16 protein-coding genes, 1 tRNA gene and 1 pseudogene are annotated in these 23,177 nt (G+C 70.7%); 8 read left to right on the plus strand and 10 right to left on the minus strand.

What is annotated here, in order from left to right; genetic code table 11:
• Positions 1 to 203: 203 nt before the first annotated feature.
• Positions 204 to 2,933 (plus strand): phosphoenolpyruvate carboxylase, encoded by a 2,730-nt coding sequence (gene ppc, locus OG627_RS12990; RefSeq protein ID WP_329064606.1) that lies wholly within the window; start codon positions 204 to 206, stop codon positions 2,931 to 2,933.
• 140 nt (positions 2,934 to 3,073) lie between these two features.
• On the opposite strand, the gene OG627_RS12995 is transcribed toward ppc, so the two are convergent.
• The 7 genes from OG627_RS12995 to OG627_RS13025 form a co-directional block, all read right to left on the minus strand.
• Positions 3,074 to 3,583: a hypothetical protein gene (locus OG627_RS12995; protein WP_443073465.1), complete on the minus strand. Its 510-nt coding sequence runs from the start codon at positions 3,581 to 3,583 to the stop codon at positions 3,074 to 3,076.
• Positions 3,584 to 3,740: 157 nt separating this feature from the next.
• Complete coding sequence (pth, locus tag OG627_RS13000; RefSeq protein WP_329064607.1) at positions 3,741 to 4,337, minus strand: aminoacyl-tRNA hydrolase; 597 nt, start codon at positions 4,335 to 4,337, stop codon at positions 3,741 to 3,743.
• Between the two features lie 94 nt (positions 4,338 to 4,431).
• On the minus strand, positions 4,432 to 5,019 hold the full coding sequence (locus OG627_RS13005; RefSeq protein WP_329064608.1) for a 50S ribosomal protein L25/general stress protein Ctc: 588 nt from the start codon (positions 5,017 to 5,019) through the stop codon (positions 4,432 to 4,434).
• Between the two features lie 289 nt (positions 5,020 to 5,308).
• On the minus strand, positions 5,309 to 6,292 hold the full coding sequence (locus OG627_RS13010) for a ribose-phosphate diphosphokinase (RefSeq protein ID WP_329064610.1): 984 nt from the start codon (positions 6,290 to 6,292) through the stop codon (positions 5,309 to 5,311).
• A gap of 141 nt (positions 6,293 to 6,433) precedes the next feature.
• Positions 6,434 to 7,882 (minus strand): bifunctional UDP-N-acetylglucosamine diphosphorylase/glucosamine-1-phosphate N-acetyltransferase GlmU, encoded by a 1,449-nt coding sequence (gene glmU, locus OG627_RS13015; RefSeq protein WP_329064613.1) that lies wholly within the window; start codon positions 7,880 to 7,882, stop codon positions 6,434 to 6,436.
• A gap of 116 nt (positions 7,883 to 7,998) precedes the next feature.
• Positions 7,999 to 8,070, minus strand: a tRNA-Gln gene (locus OG627_RS13020).
• Between the two features lie 27 nt (positions 8,071 to 8,097).
• Entirely contained in the window at positions 8,098 to 8,955 is an 858-nt protein-coding gene (locus OG627_RS13025) for a hypothetical protein (RefSeq protein WP_329064615.1), read from the minus strand.
• A gap of 189 nt (positions 8,956 to 9,144) precedes the next feature.
• Between OG627_RS13025 and OG627_RS13030 the strand changes: the two genes are divergently transcribed.
• Positions 9,145 to 10,485, plus strand: a complete 1,341-nt coding sequence (locus OG627_RS13030; RefSeq protein ID WP_329064617.1) for a sensor histidine kinase — start codon at positions 9,145 to 9,147, stop codon at positions 10,483 to 10,485.
• A 71-nt stretch (positions 10,486 to 10,556) separates the two neighbouring features.
• Here the strand turns inward: OG627_RS13030 and OG627_RS13035 are convergent, their stop codons facing one another.
• Both OG627_RS13035 and OG627_RS13040 read right to left on the minus strand, forming a co-directional pair.
• Positions 10,557 to 11,045 (minus strand): SUKH-3 domain-containing protein, encoded by a 489-nt coding sequence (locus OG627_RS13035; protein ID WP_329064619.1) that lies wholly within the window; start codon positions 11,043 to 11,045, stop codon positions 10,557 to 10,559.
• Positions 11,046 to 11,047: 2 nt separating this feature from the next.
• The gene (locus tag OG627_RS13040; protein ID WP_329064621.1) at positions 11,048 to 11,548 is read right to left on the minus strand and encodes a YwqJ-related putative deaminase; all 501 of its coding nucleotides are present in this window, start codon (positions 11,546 to 11,548) and stop codon (positions 11,048 to 11,050) included.
• Positions 11,549 to 11,992: 444 nt separating this feature from the next.
• Here OG627_RS13040 and OG627_RS13045 point away from each other — a divergent pair, with 444 nt between their 5' ends.
• The 6 genes and pseudogenes from OG627_RS13045 to OG627_RS13070 form a co-directional block, all read left to right on the plus strand.
• Positions 11,993 to 12,970, plus strand: a complete 978-nt coding sequence (locus OG627_RS13045; RefSeq protein WP_329064623.1) for an SMI1/KNR4 family protein — start codon at positions 11,993 to 11,995, stop codon at positions 12,968 to 12,970.
• A gap of 5 nt (positions 12,971 to 12,975) precedes the next feature.
• Entirely contained in the window at positions 12,976 to 15,615 is a 2,640-nt protein-coding gene (locus OG627_RS13050; RefSeq protein WP_443073620.1) for an SUKH-4 family immunity protein, read from the plus strand.
• A gap of 279 nt (positions 15,616 to 15,894) precedes the next feature.
• Positions 15,895 to 16,785, plus strand: coding sequence for a cellulose-binding protein (locus OG627_RS13055; protein WP_329064628.1), 891 nt, complete (start codon positions 15,895 to 15,897; stop codon positions 16,783 to 16,785).
• 453 nt (positions 16,786 to 17,238) lie between these two features.
• Positions 17,239 to 18,027 carry an ABC transporter ATP-binding protein gene (locus tag OG627_RS13060; protein WP_329064630.1) on the plus strand — a complete coding sequence of 263 codons (789 nt, stop codon included), beginning with the start codon at positions 17,239 to 17,241 and terminating at the stop codon, positions 18,025 to 18,027.
• The gene (locus tag OG627_RS13065; protein ID WP_329064631.1) at positions 18,024 to 20,606 is read left to right on the plus strand and encodes an ABC transporter permease; all 2,583 of its coding nucleotides are present in this window, start codon (positions 18,024 to 18,026) and stop codon (positions 20,604 to 20,606) included. Before OG627_RS13060 ends, OG627_RS13065 begins: the two co-directional genes overlap by 4 nt.
• Positions 20,607 to 20,724: 118 nt before the next feature.
• Positions 20,725 to 20,958: pseudogene (locus OG627_RS13070) on the plus strand (Uma2 family endonuclease); the annotation flags it as partial.
• Positions 20,959 to 21,069: 111 nt separating this feature from the next.
• On the opposite strand, the gene fxlM reads toward OG627_RS13070, so the two are convergent.
• Positions 21,070 to 23,148, minus strand: a complete 2,079-nt coding sequence (gene fxlM, locus OG627_RS13075; protein ID WP_329064633.1) for a methyltransferase, FxLD system — start codon at positions 23,146 to 23,148, stop codon at positions 21,070 to 21,072.
• Between the last annotated feature and the right edge of the window lie 29 nt (positions 23,149 to 23,177).

Here is a 23,177-nt window from a genome sequence, read left to right on the forward strand (position 1 = left end):
AAAGCCGAATCGGAATCGGGCAGAAGGTCAGATACGGGTGCGTAACCTACGGCAACGTAAGTATGGCAGCGTCCAAGGGCGCGGCAAGAGGGCTGTGGATAACTCCGAAAGAAGGCCACCTATCCTTATGTCGTCGGACAGCGCGGTCCGCGAAGTCTCCAGAACCCTCCAGACGTGCCAAAACACTGCAAGGAGCCGCACCTGTGAGCAGTGCCGACCAGACCCCATCAGCCAACACGGAACTGCGTTCAGACATCCGCCGTCTCGGTGACCTGCTGGGCGAGACCCTCGTACGCCAGGAAGGCCCCGAACTGCTCGAGCTGGTCGAACGCGTCCGCGCGCTCACCCGCGAGAACGGCGAAGCCGCCGCCGAGCTGCTCGGCGACACGGACCTGGAAACCGCAGCCAAGCTGGTACGGGCCTTCTCCACCTATTTCCACCTCGCCAACGTCGCGGAACAGGTCCACCGGGGCCGCGAGATGCGCGAGCGCCGCGCCGCCGAAGGCGGCCTGCTCGCCCGCACCGCCGACCGGCTCAAGGACGCCGACCCCGAACACCTGCGCCAAACCGTCAAGAACCTCAACGTCCGGCCCGTCTTCACCGCCCACCCCACCGAAGCCGCCCGCCGCTCCGTACTCAACAAGCTCCGCCGCATCGCCGAGCTGCTCGAAGCGCCCGTCATCGCCTCCGACCGGCGCCGCCACGACCTGCGCCTCGCCGAGTCCATCGACCTCATCTGGCAGACCGACGAGCTGCGCGTCGTACGGCCCGAGCCCGCCGACGAGGCCCGCAACGCCATTTACTATCTGGACGAACTGCACATCGGCGCCGTCGGCGACGTCCTCGAAGACCTCACCGCCGAACTGGAACGCGTCGGCGTCGAGCTGCCCCCCGGCACCCGCCCCCTCAGCTTCGGCACCTGGATCGGCGGCGACCGCGACGGCAACCCCAACGTCACCCCCGAAGTCACCAGCCAGGTACTGATCCTCCAGCACGAGCACGGCATCACCGACGCCCTCGAACTCGTCGACCACCTGCGCGGCCAGCTCTCCAACTCCATCCGCTACGCGGGCGCCACCGAGGAACTCCTCGGCTCGCTCCGTACCGACCTGGAGCAGCTCCCCGAGATCAGCCCCCGCTACAAGCGCCTCAACGCCGAGGAGCCCTACCGGCTCAAGGCCACCTGCATCCGCCAGAAGCTCGTCAACACCCGCGAGCGCCTCGCCCGCAACACCCCGCACGAGCCCGGCCGCGACTACCTCGGCACCTCCGAACTCCTCGACGACCTCACCCTCATCCAGACCTCCCTGCGCGAGCACCGCGGCGGCCTCTTCGCCGACGGCCGCATGGACCGGACGATCCGCACCCTCGCCGCCTTCGGCCTCCAGCTCGCCACCATGGACGTACGGGAACACGCCGACGCCCACCACCACGCCCTCGGTCAGCTCTTCGACCGGCTCGGCGAGGAATCCTGGCGCTACGTCGACATGCCGCGCGAATACCGGCAGAAGCTCCTCGCCAAGGAGCTGCGCTCGCGCCGCCCCCTCGCCCCCACCCCCGCGCCCCTCGACGCGGCGGGCGAGAAGACCCTCGGCGTCTTCCACACCGTCCGCCAGGCGTTCGAACGATTCGGCCCCGAGGTCATCGAGTCGTACATCATCTCCATGTGCCAGGGCGCCGACGACGTCTTCGCCGCCGCCGTCCTCGCCCGCGAGGCCGGCCTCCTCGACCTGCACGGCGGCTGGGCCAAGATCGGCATCGTGCCGCTGCTGGAGACCACCGACGAGCTGCGCGCCGCCGACGTCATCCTCGACGAGATGCTCGCCGACCCCTCCTACCGCAGGCTCGTCTCCCTGCGCGGCGACGTCCAGGAGGTCATGCTCGGCTACTCCGACTCCTCCAAGTTCGGCGGCATCACCACCTCCCAGTGGGAGATCCACCGCGCCCAGCGCCGGCTGCGCGACGTCGCCCACCGGCACGGCGTACGCCTGCGCCTCTTCCACGGCCGCGGCGGCACCGTCGGCCGCGGCGGCGGCCCCTCGCACGACGCGATCCTCGCGCAGCCCTGGGGCACCCTGGAGGGCGAGATCAAGGTGACCGAGCAGGGCGAGGTCATCTCCGACAAGTACCTCATCCCCTCCCTCGCCAGGGAGAACCTGGAACTGACCGTCGCGGCCACCCTCCAGGCATCCGCCCTGCACACCGCGCCGCGCCAGTCCGACGAGGCCCTCGCCCGCTGGGACTCGGCCATGGACACCGTCTCGGACGCCGCGCACCACGCCTACCGCGAGCTGGTCGAGGACCCCGACCTGCCCGCGTACTTCTTCGCCGCCACCCCCGTCGACCAGCTCGCCGACCTCCACCTCGGCTCCCGCCCCTCCCGGCGGCCCGACTCCGGCGCCGGCCTCGACGGGCTGCGCGCCATCCCCTGGGTCTTCGGGTGGACGCAGTCACGGCAGATCGTGCCGGGCTGGTTCGGCGTCGGCTCCGGCCTCAAGGCGCTGCGCGAGGCCGGACCCGACACCGCGCTCGACGAGATGTACGAGCACTGGCACTTCTTCCAGAACTTCCTCTCCAACGTCGAGATGACCCTCGCCAAGACCGACCTGCGGATCGCCCGGCACTACGTGGACACCCTCGTACCGGACCATCTGAAGCACGTCTTCGGCGCCATCGAGGCCGAGCACGCCCTCACCGTCCAGGAAGTACTGCGCATCACCGGCGGCGAGAAGCTCCTCGACTCCAACCAGGCGCTCCAGCAGACCTTCGCCATCCGCGACGCCTACCTCGACCCGATCTCCTACCTCCAGGTCTCCCTGCTCGCCCGCCAGCGCGCCGCGGCCGCCCGGGAGGAGGCACCGGACCCGCTGCTCTCGCGGGCGCTGCTGCTGACCGTCAACGGAGTCGCGGCCGGGCTGCGCAACACCGGCTGAGAACGCACGTACCCGCCACGTACAAAAGGATTGCCCCGCACCGGATATCCGGTGCGGGGCAATCCCCTGTCCGCCTCACGTACGGGGTCGGGGCCCCGGCCCCATACGTGAGCTACCTGAGCTACGTGAGCTACGTGGGCTCAGAGCGCGAAGAACGCCCCCAGCAACAGCGCACCGCCCGCCGCGGCCACCCCCCAGCCCAGCCGTGCCATCCCCAGCCCGCCGCCGATGACCAGCGCGGCCAGCAACAGCCCCCCGCCCAGCGGCACCCACGCGTACAGCAGCCCCGCCGTACCCGCGCGCACCAGCTCCTTCGACCCCGGCTTCACCACCACGGGGAACCGCTCACCCGCCTTGACCGCGACGGACTCCTCGATCGTCATCCCGGTCCGCGCGCGCTCCGGTCCGTCGGGCGTGTACTCCCCCGTGCACGACCCGCCCGTACAGCGGGTCACCGTCAACGTGCCGTGCTCACGCCCCTTGGAGAGCATCACGTGCTGCGCCGCGTCCCAGGACGCCCAGACGCCCGCCACGAGGAGCACCACGGCCACACCCGCCATCGCCGCCTCACGGCCGAACGACACCACACCGGCCGACGAGAGCCGACTCCGCCTCGGCCGCTTCTTGGGCCGCTTCCTCGTCCGCGTCATAGGGCGGGATCCTTGGCCATGGCCATGCGCCGGGTCAAACCACAGCCGGTGAATGCGGGGGCTTGTGGCGAGATGTACTCAGAGGCACTGCGAATCGGGCGCCACGAGTCGGGCGCCATGAGCTGAGCGCCACGACTTGAGCGCCACGAGTCGGGCGCTACGAGTTGTACGCGCTCTGCGCGCGCTCCAGCCCCTCCGTCACCAACGCCTCCACCGCGTCCGCCGCCCGGTCCACGAAGTACGCCAGCTCCTTGCGCTCCACCGACGAGAAGTCCTTCAGCACGAAATCCGCGACCTGCATCCGGCCCGGCGGCCGCCCGATCCCGAACCGCACCCGGTGGTACTCCGGGCCCATCGCCTTCGTCATCGACTTCAGACCGTTGTGGCCGTTGTCCCCGCCGCCCAGCTTCAGCCGCAGGGTGCCGTAGTCGATGTCCAGCTCGTCATGGACGGCCACGATGTTCGCCGTCGGCACCTTGTAGAAGTCCCGCAGCCCCACCACGGGACCACCGGAAAGATTCATGTACGAGGTCGGCTTGGCCAGCACGACCCGGCGGCTCGCCGGCCCCGGCGCCCCCAGCCTGCCCTCGATGACCTGCGCCTGCGCCTTCTGCGCCCGCTTGTAGGAACCGCCGATGCGTTCCGCCAGCAGGTCGGCCACCATGAAGCCGACATTGTGCCGATTGGCCGCGTACCCGGGTCCGGGGTTCCCCAGACCCACGATCAGCCAGGGGGCGTTGGCATCCGTGGTCATGCGCGCTGCTTCTCCTCGCGTCCGTAGGTCACACAAAGGGCGGACGGGGTGGCGGGCAACGGCCCGCCACCCCGTCCGTGGCACAGAGCGAGGATCAGGCCTCGGTGCTCTCGGCGCCCTCGGAGTCCGCGGCCGGCTCCTCGGCCTGCGCGGCCAGGACCTGGATGACGACGGCGTCCTCGTCGGTGACCAGGGTGGTGCCGGAGGGCAGCGGGACGTCCTTGGCGGCGATCGAGTCACCGGCGTCCAGGCCCTCGATGGAGACCGTGACGGACTGCGGGATGTGGGTGGCCTCGGCCTCGACGGTCAGCGTGTTGAGGACGTTCTCCAGCAGGTTCGCGCCCGGGGCCAGCTCGCCCTCGGTGTGGACCGCGACCTCGACCGTGACCTTCTCGCCGCGCTTGACCGCGAGGAGGTCGACGTGCTCGATGTCGCCCTTGATCGCGTTGCGCTGCACGGCCTTCGGGATGACCAGCTCAGTGCGGCCGTCGATGTCCAGCGTGATCAGCGCGTTCGCCGTCTTCAGCGCCATCATCAGCGGGTGGCCCGGCAGGGTCACGTGGACGGTGTCGGCGCCGTGGCCGTAGATGACGCCGGGAACCTTGTTCTCACGACGCGCGCGGCGGGCGGCGCCCTTGCCGAACTCGCTGCGGACCTCGGCGCTGATCTTCACATCGGCCATGGTGGCACTCCTCGTAGAAGCAAACGGTGACGGACATACGGTGGTCACCCGGCCACAAACGGGCCTGCTACGAAGAGCGCGTCGATAACGGACGAACCGGCACCTGAGTGCGGCCTCCCTCGCCGAGCAACCCGATGAGTCTACCCGGCGGGAAGGCCGCCTCAGAAATCGATCTAGAACTCCGGCGACAGCGGCCTCGGCGGGGGCCTCGCACCCCTGCGCACCAGCGCCGCGAGCACAGCCGCAGCCACTTGCCGCGGGCCGCCGCCGTCCCCCGTCCCGGCCCGCCCTACGCCTCTTCCTGCTCCTCGAACAGGCTGGTCACCGAGCCGTCCTCGAAGACCTCACGGACCGCGCGCGCGATGGTCGGCGCGATCGACAGGACCGTGATCTTGTCCAGGTCGAGATTGCCCGGGTCGGGCAGCGAATTCGTGAACACGAACTCACTGACCTTCGAGTTCTTCAGCCGGTCGGCCGCCGGACCCGACAGCACACCGTGCGTCGCCGTCACTATGACGTCCTCGGCGCCGTGCGCGAACAGCGCGTCGGCGGCGGCACAGATCGTGCCACCCGTGTCGATCATGTCGTCGACCAGCACACAGACCCGGCCCGCCACATTGCCGACGACCTCGTGGACCGTCACCTTGTTGGCGATGTCCTTGTCGCGCCGCTTGTGCACGATCGCCAGCGGAGCGCCCAGCCGGTCGCACCAGCGGTCGGCGACCCTGACCCGGCCCGCGTCCGGGGAGACGACCGTCAGCTTCGAGCGGTCCACCTTCCCGGCCACGTAGTCCGCCAGGATCGGCAGCGCGAAGAGATGGTCCACGGGACCGTCGAAGAAGCCCTGGATCTGGTCCGTGTGCAGATCGACCGTCAGAATCCGGTCCGCGCCCGCGGTCTTCATCAGATCCGCCACCAGCCGGGCCGAAATCGGCTCACGGCCACGGTGCTTCTTGTCCTGCCGGGCGTAGCCGTAGAACGGCACGATCACGGTGATGCTCCGGGCCGAGGCCCGTTTCAGCGCATCGATCATGATCAGCTGTTCCATGATCCACTTATTGATCGGAGCGGTGTGGCTCTGGATCAGGAAGCAGTCCGCGCCGCGCGCGGACTCCTGATAGCGCACATAGATCTCGCCGTTGGCGAAATCGAATGCCTTGGTCGGCACAATCCCGACACCGAGTTGTTGCGCGACCTCCTCGGCCAGCTCGGGGTGGGCGCGGCCGGAGAAGAACATCATCTTCTTCTCGCCGGTCGTCTTGATCCCGGTCACAGCACTGTCTCCTCAGACGTGTTGATGGCCGCTGAGCCCGCGCGTCCCTGCGAGCCAGCCGAATCGTACAGATGCCAATCGAGCGGTCATACGGTTTATGCGGTTATCACGTTACGCCGACATCGACGCCGCTCTTTCCGGTCAGCTTTCACTCTCGGTGCTCGCCGGCGCCGTCGCGGCGGCCGCCGCGGCGGCACTGCCCGGACGCTTCCGGGCCACCCAGCCCTCGATATTCCTTTGCTGGCCGCGGGCGACAGCCAGCGAACCGGCCGGTACGTCCTTCGTGATGACCGACCCGGCGGCGGTGTACGCACCGTCCCCGACCGTGACAGGTGCCACAAACATGTTGTCCGAACCGGTCCGGCAATGCGAGCCGATCGTCGTGTGATGCTTCCGCTCGCCGTCGTAGTTCACGAAGACGCTGGCCGCGCCGATGTTCGTGTACTCGCCGATGGTCGCGTCCCCGACGTACGACAGGTGCGGCACCTTCGTGCCCTCGCCGATCGTCGCGTTCTTCATCTCGACGTACGCGCCCGCCTTGGCCTTCACGCCCAGCCGCGTACCGGGCCGCAGGTAGGCGTACGGGCCGACCGTCGCCCCCGCGCCCACCTCGGCGCCGTCGGCGACCGTGTTGTCCACCCGGGCGCCCGCGCCCACGGACGTGTCCTTCAGCCGCGTGTTGGGCCCCACCTCGGCGCCTTCGGCCAGATGCGTGGCGCCGAGCAGCTGCGTACCCGGGTGCACGACCGCGTCCTGCTCGAAGGTGACCGACACGTCGATGAGGACCGACGCCGGATCGACGACCGTCACGCCGGCCAGCATCGCGCGCTCCAGCAGCCGCTGATTCAGCAGCCGCCGGGCCTCCGCGAGCTGGACGCGGTTGTTGATGCCCAGGATCTCCCGGTGATCGGCGGCGACGGACGCCCCGACCCGGTGGCCGGCCTCGCGCAGGATGCCGAGCACGTCGGTGAGGTACTCCTCGCCCTGGCTGTTGTCCGTACGGACCTTGCCGAGCGCGTCCGCGAGGAGCTGACCGTCGAACGCGAACACCCCCGAGTTGATCTCCCGGATCGCCCGCTGCGCGTCGGAGGCGTCCTTGTGCTCGACGATCGCGGTGACCGCGCCGTGCGCACCCTCCCGGACGATCCGCCCGTACCCGGTCGCGTCCGGGACCTCGGCGGTCAGCACGGTCACGGCGTTGCCGTCGGCGGCGTGGGTGGCGGCGAGCGCGTTGAGGGTCTCGCCGGAGAGCAGCGGGGTGTCGCCGCAGACGACGACCACGGTCCCGTCGGGCGTCCCGCCCAGCTCCTGGAGCGCGGTCCGGACGGCGTGCCCGGTGCCGTTCTGGGTGGCCTGGTAGGCGGTGCGCACGCCCTCGTACGCGGCGGTCAGATGCCCCTCGACCTCGGCGCGGGCATGCCCGACGACCACGACGAGCTGCCGCGGCTCCAGCTCACGCGCGGCGGACACGACATGTCCGACGAGCGAGCGCCCGCAGACCTCGTGCAGAACCTTGGGGGTTCTCGACTTCATGCGGGTTCCTTCACCCGCTGCGAGAACGACGACGGCTGCCGGGCGGTTGGCGCTCACGGGGATGCCCTTCGGCTTCGGGTGCTGGACATCCGCAGGATACCGGGGGGTTTAGGGGCGTAAACGAAGGCGGGCCCCGACCGGTGAGGTCAGGGCCCGAAGTCTGGTGCGACCAGTTCCCCCGCCAGGACTCGAACCTAGACAGATGGCACCAAAAGCCACAGTGCTGCCAATTACACCACGGGGGATAATAAACGACCAAACCGGACATTGGGTCAGGTCGCCGAATGAGCACCTAACACTATGCCGTACCAGGCGCCCTCCACGCGACGGTAAAGATCGGCACTCTTGGCCACGTAGACAATCAGACACCCTTTGTACGTGTCGGTGATGTTCTTCCGTGTGGTCTTCGGGTTGTGCTTCTTGAGTGTCGCCTTCTGGAAGACCGCCGGATCGACGCCCGCCAGGCCGGCCCAGAACCGCTCGGCAGCGGGCACCTCCGCCGACTCGTGGATGCTGACCCGGAAGCGCATCCGGTCGCGCGGGACCTCCAGCAGTTCCAGCCAGCAGAGATAGAGCTTGATCACGTCGGGATCACTGTTGATGAAAAGGAGGGACTCGCGGCGGTCGTACGGCTTGTCCTTGGTGCCTTCGGCCCAGTACAGGGTTACTCCGGCCATGAACAGCTCCCTCTTGGACATCGCTCCGATCTCACGTGTCGCGGCGGCCTTCGTCGCCCGGCGCTTCTCGTCCCGCACCGCCAGCTCGTGGTCCCAGCGCATGCGCGCCGCCAGCTTCGCCTGCTCCTTCGCCTCCCGCCGGTCCGGCTTCGGCAGGTCCCGCACCCAGAGTGAGATCGAACTCTTCGAGCAGCCCAGCTCCAGCTGGATCTGGTCGTACGTGAGCCCCTTCAGCCGCAGCTCGCGCGCCTTCTCGCGGAGGTCGCCCTTGGCTCTCGGGCGTTTCGTCCACTCCGGGACCGGGACGCCCTCCAGGAGGCGGTTCAGGATGTCGTTGTTGTGGACGTGCAGCCGGTCGCGGATCTGGCGGCGGCTCAAGCCCTCCTGTCGCAGCGCGACCGCCTGTTCCCGTAAGCCCTCGAAGTCCGGGTATTTACTGTGAAGTCGTGTCATGCAGAGGATCGTCGTACGGAATATTCGCTTCCGGTTCGAATGCAAGGACGATTCACCAGTTCGAGGGTTCGCGGTGCGTTCCTGGCGTGTCCGGGCCCGGTCCGTGATGGCTCCGGCGCGGGCGGTCGGTGGGGGCAGGTCGTCCAGGTCGCCGGAAAACGTGGTGCGCGCGCCCGTACGCTGGACGACATGACCACGACGGGGGCACACCAGGACGGTTCGGGCATGACCGCCCGTGGCTATGGGTGGTGGGAGCGGCGGCGGAGTGTCGTGCTGGATGTGGGGCTGGCGTTGTTGTCGGCCCTGGAGTGCGGGTTGCAGGGGGTCTACTTCGCGCAGAACGCGTCGCTGCCCGTGCCGCTCGGGGTGATTTTCGGGCTGCTGGCGGGTTCGGTGCTGGTGGTGCGGCGGCGGTGGCCGTTCGCCGTGGTGCTGGTGTCCATCGCCGTCACGCCCGCCGAGATGGGCTATCTGATGGCGCTGGTCGGGCTCTACACGCTCGCCGCCTCGGAGGCGCCGCGCCGGATCATAGGGTCGCTCGCCGGGATGTCGCTGGTCGGCATGTTGATCGTGACGTTCGTACGGACGCGGCAGAACGTGACGGACACGGGGATCGACACGCACAGCTGGTACGTCCCGCTCGTCGCGGTCCTGATGTCCGTCGGGATGACCGCCCCGCCCGTACTGCTGGGGCTGTACGTGGGGGCCAGGCGGCGGCTGATGGAGAGCCTGCGGGAGCGCGCGGACAGTCTGGAGCAGGAGCTGTCGCTGCTCGCCGACCGGGCCGAGCAGCGGGCGGAGTGGGCGCGTACCGAGGAGCGCACGCGGATCGCGCGCGAGATGCACGACGTGGTGGCGCACCGGGTGAGTCTGATGGTGGTGCACGCGGCGGCCCTTCAGGCGGTGGCGCTGAAGGATCCCGCGAAGGCGGTGAAGAACGCCGCGCTCGTGGGTGACATGGGCCGGCAGGCGCTCACTGAGCTGCGCGAGATGCTCGGGGTGCTGCGGTCGGGCGAGCAGGTGGCGGCGCGGCGGGCGGGGAACCTCACGTCGGCCACGGCGCCCGAGGCCGTGCCGCTGGCGGCCGTGGGGCTGGCGGCGGCCGCTGCGGCCGCGGCGGCCGCCGAGGACGGTCCCGGGATGGCGGACATCGAGGCTCTGGTCGGTGAGTCCCTGGACGCCGGGATGGTCGTGGAGCTTTCGGTGCAGGGCGAGTCGCGTCCGTATCCGCCGGAGGTGGAGCAGACCGCCTACCGGGTGGTGCAGGAGGCGCTGACCAATGTCCTGAAGCACGCGGCGGGCGCGAAGGTGATGGTCCGGCTCGCGCACCGGGACGCGGAGGTCGCCATGCAGGTGGAGAACGGTCCTTCGGACAGCGGCGCGCACGACGCGGGGCTGCCGAGCGGCGGGAACGGTCTGGTGGGGATGCGGGAGCGGGTGACGGCTCTGGGCGGGGTGTTCGTCTCGGGCGAGACGGACGCGGGGGGTTTCCGGGTGTCGGCGGTGCTGCCGGACCGGGGCGCCGCCTGACCCGCGCCGCCGGTCCTCCTCCCCCTCTTTTTCCGTCCCTTGTTCCCGGCCCTGTCCCGCCTCCGGGGCCCTCAGCCCTGTGTCAGCCGCGTGGGTTCGAGACCGGTCAGCAGCGTCCCCAGCGCCCGGTCCATGTCCGGTCCCAGGTACCAGTCGCCGGTGTGGTCGATGCTGAAGACCCGGCCGGTGCTGTCGATCGCCAGCACCGCCTGCCCCTCGCCCTCCTCGCCCAGCGGGCTGATCTCCGTCTCCAGCGACCTGCCGAGGTCCGCGAGCGTACGGGCGAGGTGGATGCCCGCCGTCGGGTCGATCCGCAGGGCGGCGGGGGCTATCTGCCGGCCGGGGCCCGGCGCGGTGATGCGCAGGCCGCCGAACTCGGCCCATGCCTCGACGGCGGCGGGGAAGACGTTCAGCCGGTGGCCGGCCGGGGTGGTGTGCGAGCGCAGGGTGTCGGCCCACTCCTCGGCCTGCTTTATGTCCCAGCGCCCCGGCCGCCAGCCCGCGTCGCGCAGCGCGGCGTCCACGGGGACGGGGAACCGGGTGGTGTTGAGGTCGGGCATGTTCAGCCGTTCTCGGTCAGGTCGACGGGCCGTACGCCGAAGTGGGCGAGCAGCGCCGTACAGGAACGGCAGGGCGGGGCGTAGCTGCCGTGCAGGGGGTCGCCGGCCTCGCGGATGCGGCGGGCGGTGAGTTTCGCGTGTTTGAGGGAGCGTCTGGCCTCGCTGTGGGTCAGGGGTTTTCGTCTGGCGCGTTTGGAGCGTGCGGCCTCGGCGGCGGTGAGGTGGCGGGAGAGCAGGATCGCTTCGGGGCAGCGCCCGGTGAATCGTTCCCGCTGTCCGCTGGTGAGCGTGGCGAGGAAGTCCTGTACGAGGGGGTGCAGGGTGGGTGGCTGGTCGGCCTTGCCCGCGGTGCAGGTCAGTGTCTCGCCGCGGACGGAGAGCGCTGCCGCGACGGCGGGCAGGATGCCGTCCCTGCGCTGCCGGAGCGATGGTGGGCGGTGCGGCTCGGTGCTGCTCCAGCTGAGGCGTGGGTCGCCGGATGCGTCGGTTGGTGCGGTGTGCATGGTGCTGTCCCTCCCCGTGCCCGCGGCCGGTAGCCGCTGATGTCACGCCCCCCATGTTGCTGTGACAGCCTGCCAAATGTGACGCACAGTGGGAAAGCTGGGGCGCGGAACGGCCGGTTTACGGGTGGTTCTCGGCGTGGCGTCGGCACTGGGTCACGTGCGTGTGACTGGTGGTCACCGGGTGGACGCGGGTCGACGCGGGTGGACCGGGGCGAAGTGCCCGATCTCACTCGGTCGGGCCTCGCGGGTGGTGGCGGACGGCGACGACCGGGCTGTGTCGGGCCCGTCACGCTCCGAATGTGGCTGATGGTCACGGCCGTTGGCGGGGTTCGTGGGAGGGTGCCGGGGAGGGGAGGAGCGTCCTGGTCCCCCTTGCCCCACCGCATAGGCTGTGCCGAACCAGGGCTGTGGTGAACCAGCCGTAAGCAGCAGGGGGCAACCGCCATGACGACAGGTCGGCTCGGGCAGCAAGCCGCGCCACCGAACGCGGCCTACGCCGGGCAGGTCGTGCACTTCCCGGACCCGGTCCGGGCCTCCCGGCACCCGAGAGGTGTACGGGTGGACGGGGACGGCCGTCCGGACTTCGCGCCGTACGCCCGCGCGGCCGCCGAGATCGCCGAGCCCCCGGTGGGGTTCGGCGTGGACGAGCTGCGGCTCACGGACTATGTGTCGGCGAACGCGGCGCTGCACGCCGCTGGCCACGATCTGTGGGGGACGATCCCCGCCGTGGCCACGCCGCACGGCTGGACCTGGCACCATCTGCCGGGTTCGCGCCGGATGGTGCTGGTGCCGGTCGAGGTGAAGGCGCTGCTGAGACATCACGGCGGTCTGGCGACGGCGCCGGTGGATCACGCCAAGCGCGGCACGCGCCCGCTCCAGGAGACCAGGCCGGTGCACTTCGGGCTGCCGAAGGGGTCGGGGCCTGTCGGGGAGCAGCAGGTGCTGGGCGTGGAGGAGGATCTCGGCTATCGGCTGCCGGGGGCCTATCGCTCGTTCCTCAAGGCGGCGGGTGGCTGCGCGCCGGTGGGCGCGGCGCTCGACGCGGAGCTGGGGCTGCTGGTGGATCAGCCGTTCTTCACGGTGCGCGACGAGGCCGCGGTCAATGATCTGGTCTATGTGAACAAGTGCTTGCGGGACCATCTGACCAAGGACTATCTGGCTGTCGCTTTTGTGCAGGGCGGGATTCTCGCGGTGAAGGTGAAGGGCGAGCGGTCCGGTTCTGTCTGGTTCTGCCCGTACGACGACGCCCGTGACCAGGACGGTCTGAGCGTGCAGGAGCGGGTGGAGCGGCTGTTGCTGCCGTGCGGCGACGACTTCGACGCGTTTCTGCTGCGGCTGGCGGGCAGTCCGCCGGAGCTGGAGACCGTGGCGAACCTGATGGTGGACGGCGGCTTCGCGCGTGCCGTCCCGGTGGAGGGGTGAGCGCGGTGGTGACCTTCGCGCAGGCGCAGGAGCGCGCGGAAGACTGGATCAACGGCGATCTGCCCGGTTATCAGCACCGCGAGGTGCGGGTGCGGGAGTTCGAGCTGGGTTTCGTGGTGTGGGCGGAGGACCGTGAGAACGGTCCGACGTCGGACGGCGGCAGGCAGCGGCTGGTGATCGCCAGGGACAGCGGTGAGGCCACGCTGTGGCCGGGGCTGCCGGTGGGTGAGGTGATCCGGCGGTACGAGGAGGAGTACGGGGTGCCCGAGGAGGTGCCGCCCGCGCCGGAGCCGCCGCGGCGGGTGGATCTGAATCAGACGTCGTTCCTGCTGACGCCGCCGGAGTGGCTTCAGGACGCGGCGGACAGGATCGGGATCCCGGACGGGCGGGCGGCCGCGGCTTCGGCTTCGGCTTCGGCTTCGGCTTCGGCTTCGGCACCGAAGGCGGCCTCGGCGGCCGAGGCTGCTGGAGCGTCCGGGGAGTCCGGGGCGGCTTCCGCTCCCGAGGCACCTGCGGCCTCGGGTACGGGTGCAAGTACGGGTACGGATACGGATACGGATACGGGCGACTCCCTCGGCGGTAACGCCTCGCAGGGCAGCTCCGCGTGGCCGGGGGCGTACGAGCCCACGGCCAACGACGGGGTGCCCGCCGCGACCCCGGGGGCGCCGACCGGGTCGACGCCGTGGGCGGGGATCGACACCAGCGGTTCGTCCGCGCTGCCGGAGGGCGGTTCCGTGCCGTTGCCAGCGACGGTCTTCGCGCCGCCCCTCTCGGGCGCGGACGACGATGACGTACCGCCGCCCGCGGTGGCCACCGAGGCGCCGACCGCGCTGATGTCAGGGGGCAGCCAGCTGCCGCGTACGACGGTCGCGCCCGCGCTGGACCCGAAGAAGGCCGGCGGTCAGGAGGGCCCGGAGGGCTCCGCGGCCGCCCCGGACTCCGCCGCGAGCGCGAAGGCGGGCGACGCCGCGCCGGGCGACGGTGACATAGCCGACGCGGCGACCAGCAAGGCCGCCGTGCCGCCGCGCGGTGGGCGCGGGGGCGGTTCCACGACTCCGCCGCCGCCCGGCGCCCCCGGCACGCCGGGCGTGCGCCCGGCGGGCGCCACGCCGCCGGGTCCGCCGTCGTCCGGTCCCGGTGCGCCCGGCACCCCGGCGGGCGGCTACGTGCCGACCCAGATGGCGCCGAGCATCGGTTCCAACGCGCCGCTGCCTCCCGGCCCGCCCGGTACGCCCGGCGCCCCGCAGCCCCCCGGTCCGCCCGGTACTCCCGGTACGCCTCCGGGCGGGGTGCACCACGCCGCGACCATGTTCGCCGACCCGAGCCAGGGCGGCCCCGGCGGCGCGCAGCCGCCGCGTCCGCCCGGGCCGCCCGGTACCCCTGGTGCTCCCGGTGCTCCCGGCATGCCGCCGGGCGCCTCGCAGCAGCCCCCCGGACCTCCTGGTCCGCCCGGCGCCCCCCAGGCCCCCGGTACGCCTCCCGGCGGTGTGCACCACGCCGCGACCATGCTCGCGGGGCCGGGGCAGGGCGGTATGCCCGTGGCACCGCAGCCTCCCGGTCCGCCCGGTCCGCCCGGCATGCCACCGGGTGGCCCCGGTCCGGGCTCCGGTCCCGTTCCGGGTGGGCCGCCGCGGCCGCCCGCGTACGGTTATCCGCCGCAGCCCTCCGGGATGCCGACGGTCGGTCCCGGCTATCAGGCCGTCCTGCGCTACCGCGCGCCCGACGGCTCCGAGGCGCAGCTGATCCGGCGTTCCGCGCCCGGTACTCCGCACCCCGAGTGGCAGATCCTGCACGAGCTGCGCGCGATGAACGTGCCGCCGCAGCAGGTGCTCGAACTCCACACCGAGCTGGAGTCCTGCGAGCTGCCGGGCGGTTACTGCGCCCGCATGATCCGGGAGACCTGGCCGCAGGTACGGATCACGAGTGTCGCGCCGTACGGTCAGGATCACGCGAGCAGGCAGCAGGGCATGCAGCATCTGCTCACGCACCAGGGCGAGTTGCACCAGGTCGCGGATGGCCCGGCGCGGCCCGCGCCGGTGCGGGCGCCGCTGCCGCCGATGCCGCCCGCGCCGCCGATTCCGCCCGAGGGGATCGCGCAGGAGCTGTTGGGGGCCTTCGGGCCGCAGGGCATCTGCCGGTTCGACCAGCGCGCGGTGTCCCGGCAGGGCGTCCCGGAGATCGTGGCGCGCACGCTGGTGTGGGCGGGGCTGCCGGCCGACTTCGGGCCGTTCTTCTGGGCGCAGCCGCCGCAGCCGGTGGTGCCGACGCTGGCGGAGCTGGCGGCGCAGCGGCAGGTGCGGGCCGCGGCGGACGCGGGGTCGTATCTGGTGATGGGCAGCGACTTCGGCCGTGCGCTGTGCGTGCAGTACGGTACGGCGCACATCATGGCCGTACCGGTCGAGGCGGGTCCTGACGGCCAGTCGGCGGCACCGCAGTTCGTGAATACGGGGTTGTCGGAGTTCACGCGTTCGCTGGCGTTGCTGGGCCGGATGTGGCGGCTGCGGTACGGGCTGAATCCGGAGCAGGCGGGCCGTTGGACGGTTGACTTCCAGGCGCAGTTGGCGGCGCTGGATCCGGCGGCGCTGTCGTCGCCGGAGAACTGGTGGTCGGTGTTGCTGGAGCAGATGTGGGACGGACTGCTGTGAGCGTTCGTTGATCGTTTCGTTGTTCATTTCCTAGAACGGATCACGGTGACCGTTCGTTGAGTCGCAGTACCGAGGCAGGACCGGGGCGCCGCCGCTGATCGCGGGTGGGCGCCCCGGTCGTATCCGGTGTTGCTGGTGTGGTCGGTCCAAGTGGGTTGCTGCGGTTTTGGTCGGACGGCTAAGCGGAGTGTCGCGTTATGACCGCTTCGCTTCGATCCCTGAGTATTACGGCGGATAGCGTTGGGTGTGTCGGATTGGGTGTCGGAGAGGGGCTTCAGGATGGGTGCTGCACCGTTGTCGGCTCATGGCTTCGTGTCCGTACGGGGCCGCGGTTACCGCCCCGAGCAGGTGGAAGAGGAGTTCACGGCGCTGTCGCGGGATCGCGACGACGCCTGGGAACGGGTGGCGCGGCTGACCGTCCTGGCGAAGGAGATGGAGGCCGAGTCGGCCCGGCTCGCGGAGCAGGTCGCGGCGCTGGAGCCGCAGACGTACGAGTCGCTCGGCGGGCGGGCCCAGCAGATCCTGGCGCTGGCGACGGCGGAGGACGAGTCGCTGCGGACCGAGGTGCGCGAGGAGGCGCAGGCGGTCGTCGACGCGGCGCAGGCTTCGGCGCGGCAGCTGCGTGAGCTGGCCAGGGAGCAGGGCGACGCGGTTCGGGCGGAGGCCGAGGCGTACGCCGAGCAGGTGCTGGGGGCGGCGCGGGAGACGGCCGACGAGGAGCGGATCGAGGCCCGTCGCGAGGTGAAGGCGCGGCGTTCGGAGGCGCTGGACGCGCTGAAGGAGGTGCGCAGGCGGACCCAGCGGGTGATCGACGACATGGAGCACAAGCAGGGCGAGCGACTGGCGCAGACCGAGCGGGAGTTCGCCGAGCGCGGGGCGGCGATGACGGTCGAGCACGACGAGCTGAGCGCGTACGCCCAGGTGCGGCTGGTGGAGGCGCAGCGGCTGTTCTCCGAGGCGGGTGAGCGGGCGCGGCACCGCCAGGAGGACGCGCAGGACACGGCGGCGGAGCTGATGGCGCAGGCGCGGGTGCGCGCGGAGCGGGTCATGCGGGACACGGAGCGGGTCGTGCGGGAGCAGGAGGAGGCGCGCGAGGAGATGCGGGCGCACATGGCGCATGTGCGCAGCAGCCTGGCGGCGCTCACGGGCCGGGCGCCGGCCGAGGGATAGCGCTCACGCGACAGCGCTCGCGAAGCGCCGCTCCGTTCGGTGGACCTCTGGGCAGTCGGTGGGCCTCTGGGGAGGATGTCTCCTCCCTAGGGGCCCTTCGTGCTGTCTCCGCCCTTCTCCGCGCCGGGGTACGTCGCCGTGCCGGTGGTCCGGGGTCGGCCCTGGGGTGGATTCCCCCTAAGGGGGAGTCCTTACTTCCGCCCAGGGGCCGGTCGTTCCGCCGAAGGAGGAGAAGGCCACCACCCCGTCTTTACCTTGGTCTTACGGGGGTACGGCGAGGCCCGGCAGGGCCTCGCCGTCGGACGGGGGCGGGGCTCCCCCGCCTCCCGGGGGTGGGGAAAACCCCAGGAGAAGAGTGCGCCGGGCACCATCGTGCCGGGTGCCCCTCGGCCAGCAGACTCGGAGCGCACCGGGCGAACAGGGCGGTGCGTCAAGCGATATAGGAGACATACCGTGACAACGGCTGTGACCATTCCCAGGCACGGGGGTACTGGAGGGCGTACGGCCGTCGCGGCGCGAGCGCGCCAGGTGGTGAAGGCGTACGGCGCCGGGGAGACCCGGGTCGTGGCGCTCGACCATGTCGATGTGGACATCGACCGCGGGCGGTTCACCGCGATCATGGGGCCGTCCGGCTCGGGCAAGTCGACGCTGATGCACTGCCTGGCCGGGCTGGACACCGTGACCGCGGGCGAGATCCATCTCGACGAGACCGAGATAACGAAGCTCAAGGACAAGCACCTCACGCGGCTGCGCCGGGACCGGATCGGCTTCATCTTCCAGGCGTTCAATCTGCTGCCGACGCTCAACGCCATGGAGAACATCACGCTCCCCATGGACATCGCGGGCCGGCGGCCGGACGCCGCGTGGCTCCAGCAGGTCGTGGACACGGTGGGCCTCGCCGACCGGCTGCGGCACCGGCCGACCGAGCTGTCGGGCGGTCAGCAGCAGCGCGTCGCGGTCGCGCGGGCGCTCGCCGCCCGGCCCGAGATCATCTTCGGTGACGAGCCGACCGGGAACCTGGACTCGCGCTCCGGCGCCGAGGTGCTGGGCTTTCTGCGCAGGTCGGTGGACGAGCTGGGGCAGACCATCGTGATGGTCACGCACGACCCGGTGGCCGCCTCGTACGCGGACCGGGTGCTGTATCTCGCCGACGGGCGGATCGTGGACGAGATGCTCCGGCCGACGGCCGACGCCGTACTGGACCGGATGAAGGACTTCGACGCGCGGGGGCGGACCTCGTGACCGTCTTCAAGACCTCTCTGCGCAACTTCTTGGCGCACAAGGGGCGGATGGCGCTCTCCGCCGTCGCTGTCCTGCTGTCGGTGGCGTTCGTGAGCGGGACGCTGGTGTTCACGGACACGATGAACACGACGTTCGACAAGCTCTTCGCCGCGACGTCCGCCGATGTCACCGTCACCCCGAAGGAGGCGGGCGCGGACGCGGACGGGACGGCGGAGCAGACCGGGAAGCCGGTGTCGCTGCCCGCCTCGGCGATCGGGACGGTCGAGAAGGCGACCGGCGTGGAGTCCGTCGAGGGGGTGGTCAACAGTCAGGGCGTCACCGTCGTCACCACGGACGACAAGAACGTGGGCAGCACCAGCGGCGCCCCCACGATCGCGAGCAACTGGACGCACAACGACCTGCGTTCGATGGAGATCACCTCCGGGCACGCGCCGCGCGGCCCCACCGAGGTGATGATCGACGCCGACGCGGCGAAGAAGCACGGTCTGAAGCTCGGTGACGAACTGCGGACCATCGCGGCCACCGGCGACATCACGACGAAGATCTCCGGCATCGCCGCGTTCACCGTCACCAACCCCGGTGCGACCATCCTCTTCTTCGACAGGGACACCGCGCAGCGCACCCTGCTCGGCACGACCGGCCGGTTCACCCACATCAATGTCACGGCCGAGCCCGGCGTCGACAACACCCGGCTGAAGAAGGACGTCGAGGCGGCGCTCGGGGCCGGCTCGTACAAGGTCCAGACGCAGAAGGAGGCGGCGGACGCGAACCGCGCGAGCGTCGGTTCGTTCCTCGACGTGCTGAAGTACGCGATGCTCGGCTTCGCCGGGATCGCCTTCCTCGTCGGCATCTTCCTGATCGTCAACACCTTCTCGATGCTGGTCGCCCAGCGCACCCGCGAGATCGGCCTGATGCGGGCCCTCGGCTCCAGCAGGCGCCAGGTCAACCGCTCGGTGCTGGTGGAGGCGGTGCTCCTCGGGATCTTCGGCTCGGTGGCGGGCGTCGCCGCCGGGGTGGGGATCGCGGTCGGTCTGATGAAGGTCATGTCGGCGATCGGCATGGAGCTGTCCGTGGACGACCTGACGGTCAGGTGGACGACCCCGGCGATCGGGATCGTGCTCGGCGTCGTGGTCACCGTCCTCGCCGCGTACGTTCCCGCCAGGCGGGCCGGGAAGGTCTCGCCGATGGCCGCGCTGCGCGACGCGGGCACGCCGGCCGACGGCAGGTCCGGCTGGATCAGGGCCACCGCCGGGCTTCTGCTGACCGGGCTGGGGACCGCGGCCCTGCTGGGCGCGGCGCGGGCCGACAAGGCGGGCGAGGGCGCGCTCTACCTCGGCCTCGGTGTCGTCCTCACACTCCTCGGCTTCGTCGTGATCGGCCCGCTGCTGGCCGGCGGGGTCGTACGGGCGCTCAGCGTCGTCGTCCTGCGGATGTTCGGCCCGGTCGGCCGGATGGCCGAGCGCAACGCACTGCGCAACCCGCGCCGCACGGGAGCCACCGGCGCTGCCCTGATGATCGGCCTCGCGCTGGTCGCCTGCCTGTCGGTGGTCGGCTCCTCGATGCTGGCCTCGGCCACCCAGGAGCTGGACCGGTCGGTCGGCGCGGACTTCATCGTCCAGTCGGACAACGGCAGCCCGATCGTCCCGCAGGCCGGGGCCGCGCTGGAGAAGTCGCCCGACCTCGACCATGTCACCCGGTACAAGTGGGTCGAGGTCCGGCTGACCGCCCCCGACGGCAGGACCGAGAGCGTCGGCCTCGCCGCCGCGGACCCCACGTACGCCCGGGATCTGCGCCGCGAGACCGTCGCGGGCGACCTGTCCGCCGCGTACGGGAAGGACGCGATGTCGGTCGGCGACGCGTACGCCGAGAGCCACGGCGTCGAGGTCGGCGACGAGATGACCGTCGCGTTCAAGGGCGGGGAGACCGCGAAGCTGAAGGTCGCGGCGATCACCTCGGACGACATCGTGATCGACAAGGGCGCGATGTACACCAACGTCACGACCGCCGAGCGGTATCTGCCCGCCGACAAGGTGCCCGAGAACATGATCATGTTCGCCACGGCGGTGGACGGGCAGGAGAAGCAGGCGTACGCGGCCCTGAAGGACGCGCTCGCCCCGTACCCGCAGTACCAGGTACGGAACCAGGCCGACTACAAGCAGCAACTGCGCGACCAGGTCGGCCAGCTCCTCAACATCGTCTACGGCCTGCTGGCGCTGGCGATCATCGTCGCGGTGCTGGGCGTCGTGAACACCCTGGCGCTCTCGGTCGTCGAACGCACCCGCGAGATCGGCCTCCTGCGCGCCATCGGCCTCTCCCGCCGCCAACTGCGGCGCATGATCCGCCTGGAGTCGGTGGTCATCGCCCTCTTCGGCGCGCTGCTCGGCCTCGGCCTGGGCATGGGCTGGGGCACGGCGGCCCAGAAGCTGCTGGCGCTGGAGGGCCTCGGCATCCTGGAGATCCCCTGGCCGACGATCCTCACGGTCTTCGTCGCCTCCGCCTTCGTCGGCCTCTTCGCGGCCCTGGTCCCGGCGTTCCGGGCGGGCCGGATGAACGTCCTGAATGCGATTGCCACGGAATAGGACGATAGGGTTACCTCTCCAGCCTCGGTGGATGTCCTCCAACATCCACCGGGGCCGGAGTGCGTGTGCCGGCCTGCCGGGTCTCCCGGTCAAGACACGGGGACGCGGTCACTCATTCTCCGAGTCCCGCGACCGCACGGCCAAGCCCTTGAAGTACGCGGCGGCCGGGATTCCGTACTTCTGGCTGGTGGAAGTGGCCGGCAGCGACAAGCACGCCGTCGTCTACACGTACGAACTGGAGCCGGTGTCCACGTCCTACCTGCCGATCGGCATCTTCCACGACCAGTTGAAGACCGGCGTCCCCTTCACCGTCGACATCGACATCACCCTGGACGCGCTGGGCCGGCTCTGACGCGCCGTGCAGCCCCACCGACGTGCTCAGCGGGATGGGACCTGTTGAAGGGCCGCTACATACGGACGTTCCGCTCAGACTGGTGGCGACTAAGCGGAACGTCCGTATCGATCACCAGCTGATGGTCAGGCGGGTTTCGGGGCGGGTGACGCGGACACCAGGGGCAAGACGGTCGTCGGGCGTGGTGGCGGGGTAGGCGGTGACAACGGGTTGTGCGGGCCTCTCCTGGCTCCAGCGGCGCAGGAGGTCGTTGACCTGGCCGATGAGTTTGCCGCTGTCCGGGCCGTGCGCGATGAGTCCGAGTGCGTTGGCGTCTTCGCCGGCTGGCCGGGCAGCGAGGTAGACGAGAGTGCCGCCGTCGTACAGGCCCGCTCCGGCCCACCGTAGGGCGGGGTCGGCCAGGCCGACGGTGCGGGCGGAGGCGCTGACGGAGAGCCGTCCGAGGTGGAGGTCGCCGGTGATGGTGGCGAGCCACAGATCGAGGTGGGCGGCGGGTTCGTCGTGGCGCACTTCGATCCCGGTCCACAGCGTGTGGGCGGGGTGGTTAAGGGCCTGGGCGAGGGCAGGCTCGTCGGGCTGGTCGTCAGCGTCGACCTTGAGGACGATCTCGTCGGCGAGGCGGACGTGGCGCTCACCCTTCTCGGAGGCGCCCCGCATCGGGACGAACCCGCAGACCTTGGCGTTAGCGCTGACCATGCGGTGCTCGTCGGTGCGGTCGAAGGCGAGGGAGCGGGTCAGGCCGCTGCCGTGGAGACGAAGCGGCACGACGACGCGTCCGCCGACTGCGAGTTGCTGCCACCATGCGGCGGAGATGTCCCAGGCGCCGGCGGTGACGATGATCCTGTCGAACGTCTTGCCGCTGGGGTCGCCGAGCGCGCCGTCGCCGCAGATCACCTCGACCCGGTCGTATCCGGCGGCGGCGAGACCGCTGCGGGCGCCGTCCGCGAGGTCTTCGTCGAGTTCGACGGTCACGACCGAGCCCGTCGGGCCGACCAGCTCTGACAGGAGGGCGGCGTTGATGCCGGTGGCCGCGCCGATCTCCAGTACGCGGTGGCTCGGCTGGACGTCGAGCTGCTCGAGCATGGTGGCCACGAGGCTGGGGCTGGAGGCCGAGGAGATGGCAGTGTCGTCCTCGGCTCGTTTGGTCACCACGGGCTTGGGCGCGTATGCGGTCGTCAGGTCTACGCCGGGCAGGAAGATGTGCCGGGGAACGGCCCTGAAAGCGGCCTTGACCTGGGGGGTGTGGAAGTTTCCGAGACTGTCGATTTTGGCGATGAGGGCCTCGCGGAGCGCGTGCACGTCGGTGGCCGGGGAGTCGGTGAGGTGCATGGTCACTGGCCTGACTGTAGTGAGGTGGGCTGGGGCGGTTCGGGTGCTTCGCGAGGTGGCTTCGGGTATCGGTTCGCGGTGGAAGATCACGCGGCTGGCGGCGGTCGCGAGGACGTTCTGGTGTTGGGCGGAGATGCCGAGCCGGTTGAAGGCGAACAGCAGGTGGTCGGTGAGGACGGCTCGCAGACCGCGGGTGAGACGTCCGTGGTGGGCCAGGGCGGCGAGGGCGCGTCCGGCGCCTTCGAAGGCGGTCGGCCAGTCCGGCTCCAGGGTGAGAGGGCTGTCCTGGTTGTCGCTTTCGGCGGTGACGAGCAACTGCACCGCAGCGAGCGTTCCCGGGGACGGCTCGGCCTCTCCGTCGTCGCCGCGATGTTCGGCGAACTGGGCCCAGATATCGCCCTGCTCGTAAAAGTCCTGGCCGGCCGCGGTCATCATGCGGGTCGCCAGCCGTACACCGAGCTCACGGCGGTGATCGTCTCCCTCGTACGTCCGGGCGAGGTGGGCAAGGATGTGGCTGCTGTCGGCGTGGAAGAGGTCGTGGGCGATTCGCATCGCTTCCGCCCCGCCGAAACGGCGGGTCTCGGGCTCGTAGATGACACCGTCGGCGCGGCGGATCGCGGCGCGGTCGGTGAGTGTCTTGGTCATCTGCGCGAGGAAAGCTGAGGCGTCTCGGTCTTCGGCGGGCAGGACGCGCAGCCGCCATGATTCGCGCTTTCGGATGAACCACCAGGCGGAGATGTCTCTCGCTTCTTCGGCTCCGGTCAGTAGCGGGCCCAGGTGAAGGGCGGCCATCTGTTCGGCGGCCTGCCAGGTGTCGCACCACAGGTTGACCTGCCACCAGGGGGTGGCTGGATCGCTCAACTCGGAAGTCCAATCAGCTTGTGGCGGCG

The organism is Streptomyces sp. NBC_01429 (assembly GCF_036231945.1).
In the GTDB taxonomy this organism is placed as follows: Bacteria; Actinomycetota; Actinomycetes; order Streptomycetales; family Streptomycetaceae; genus Streptomyces.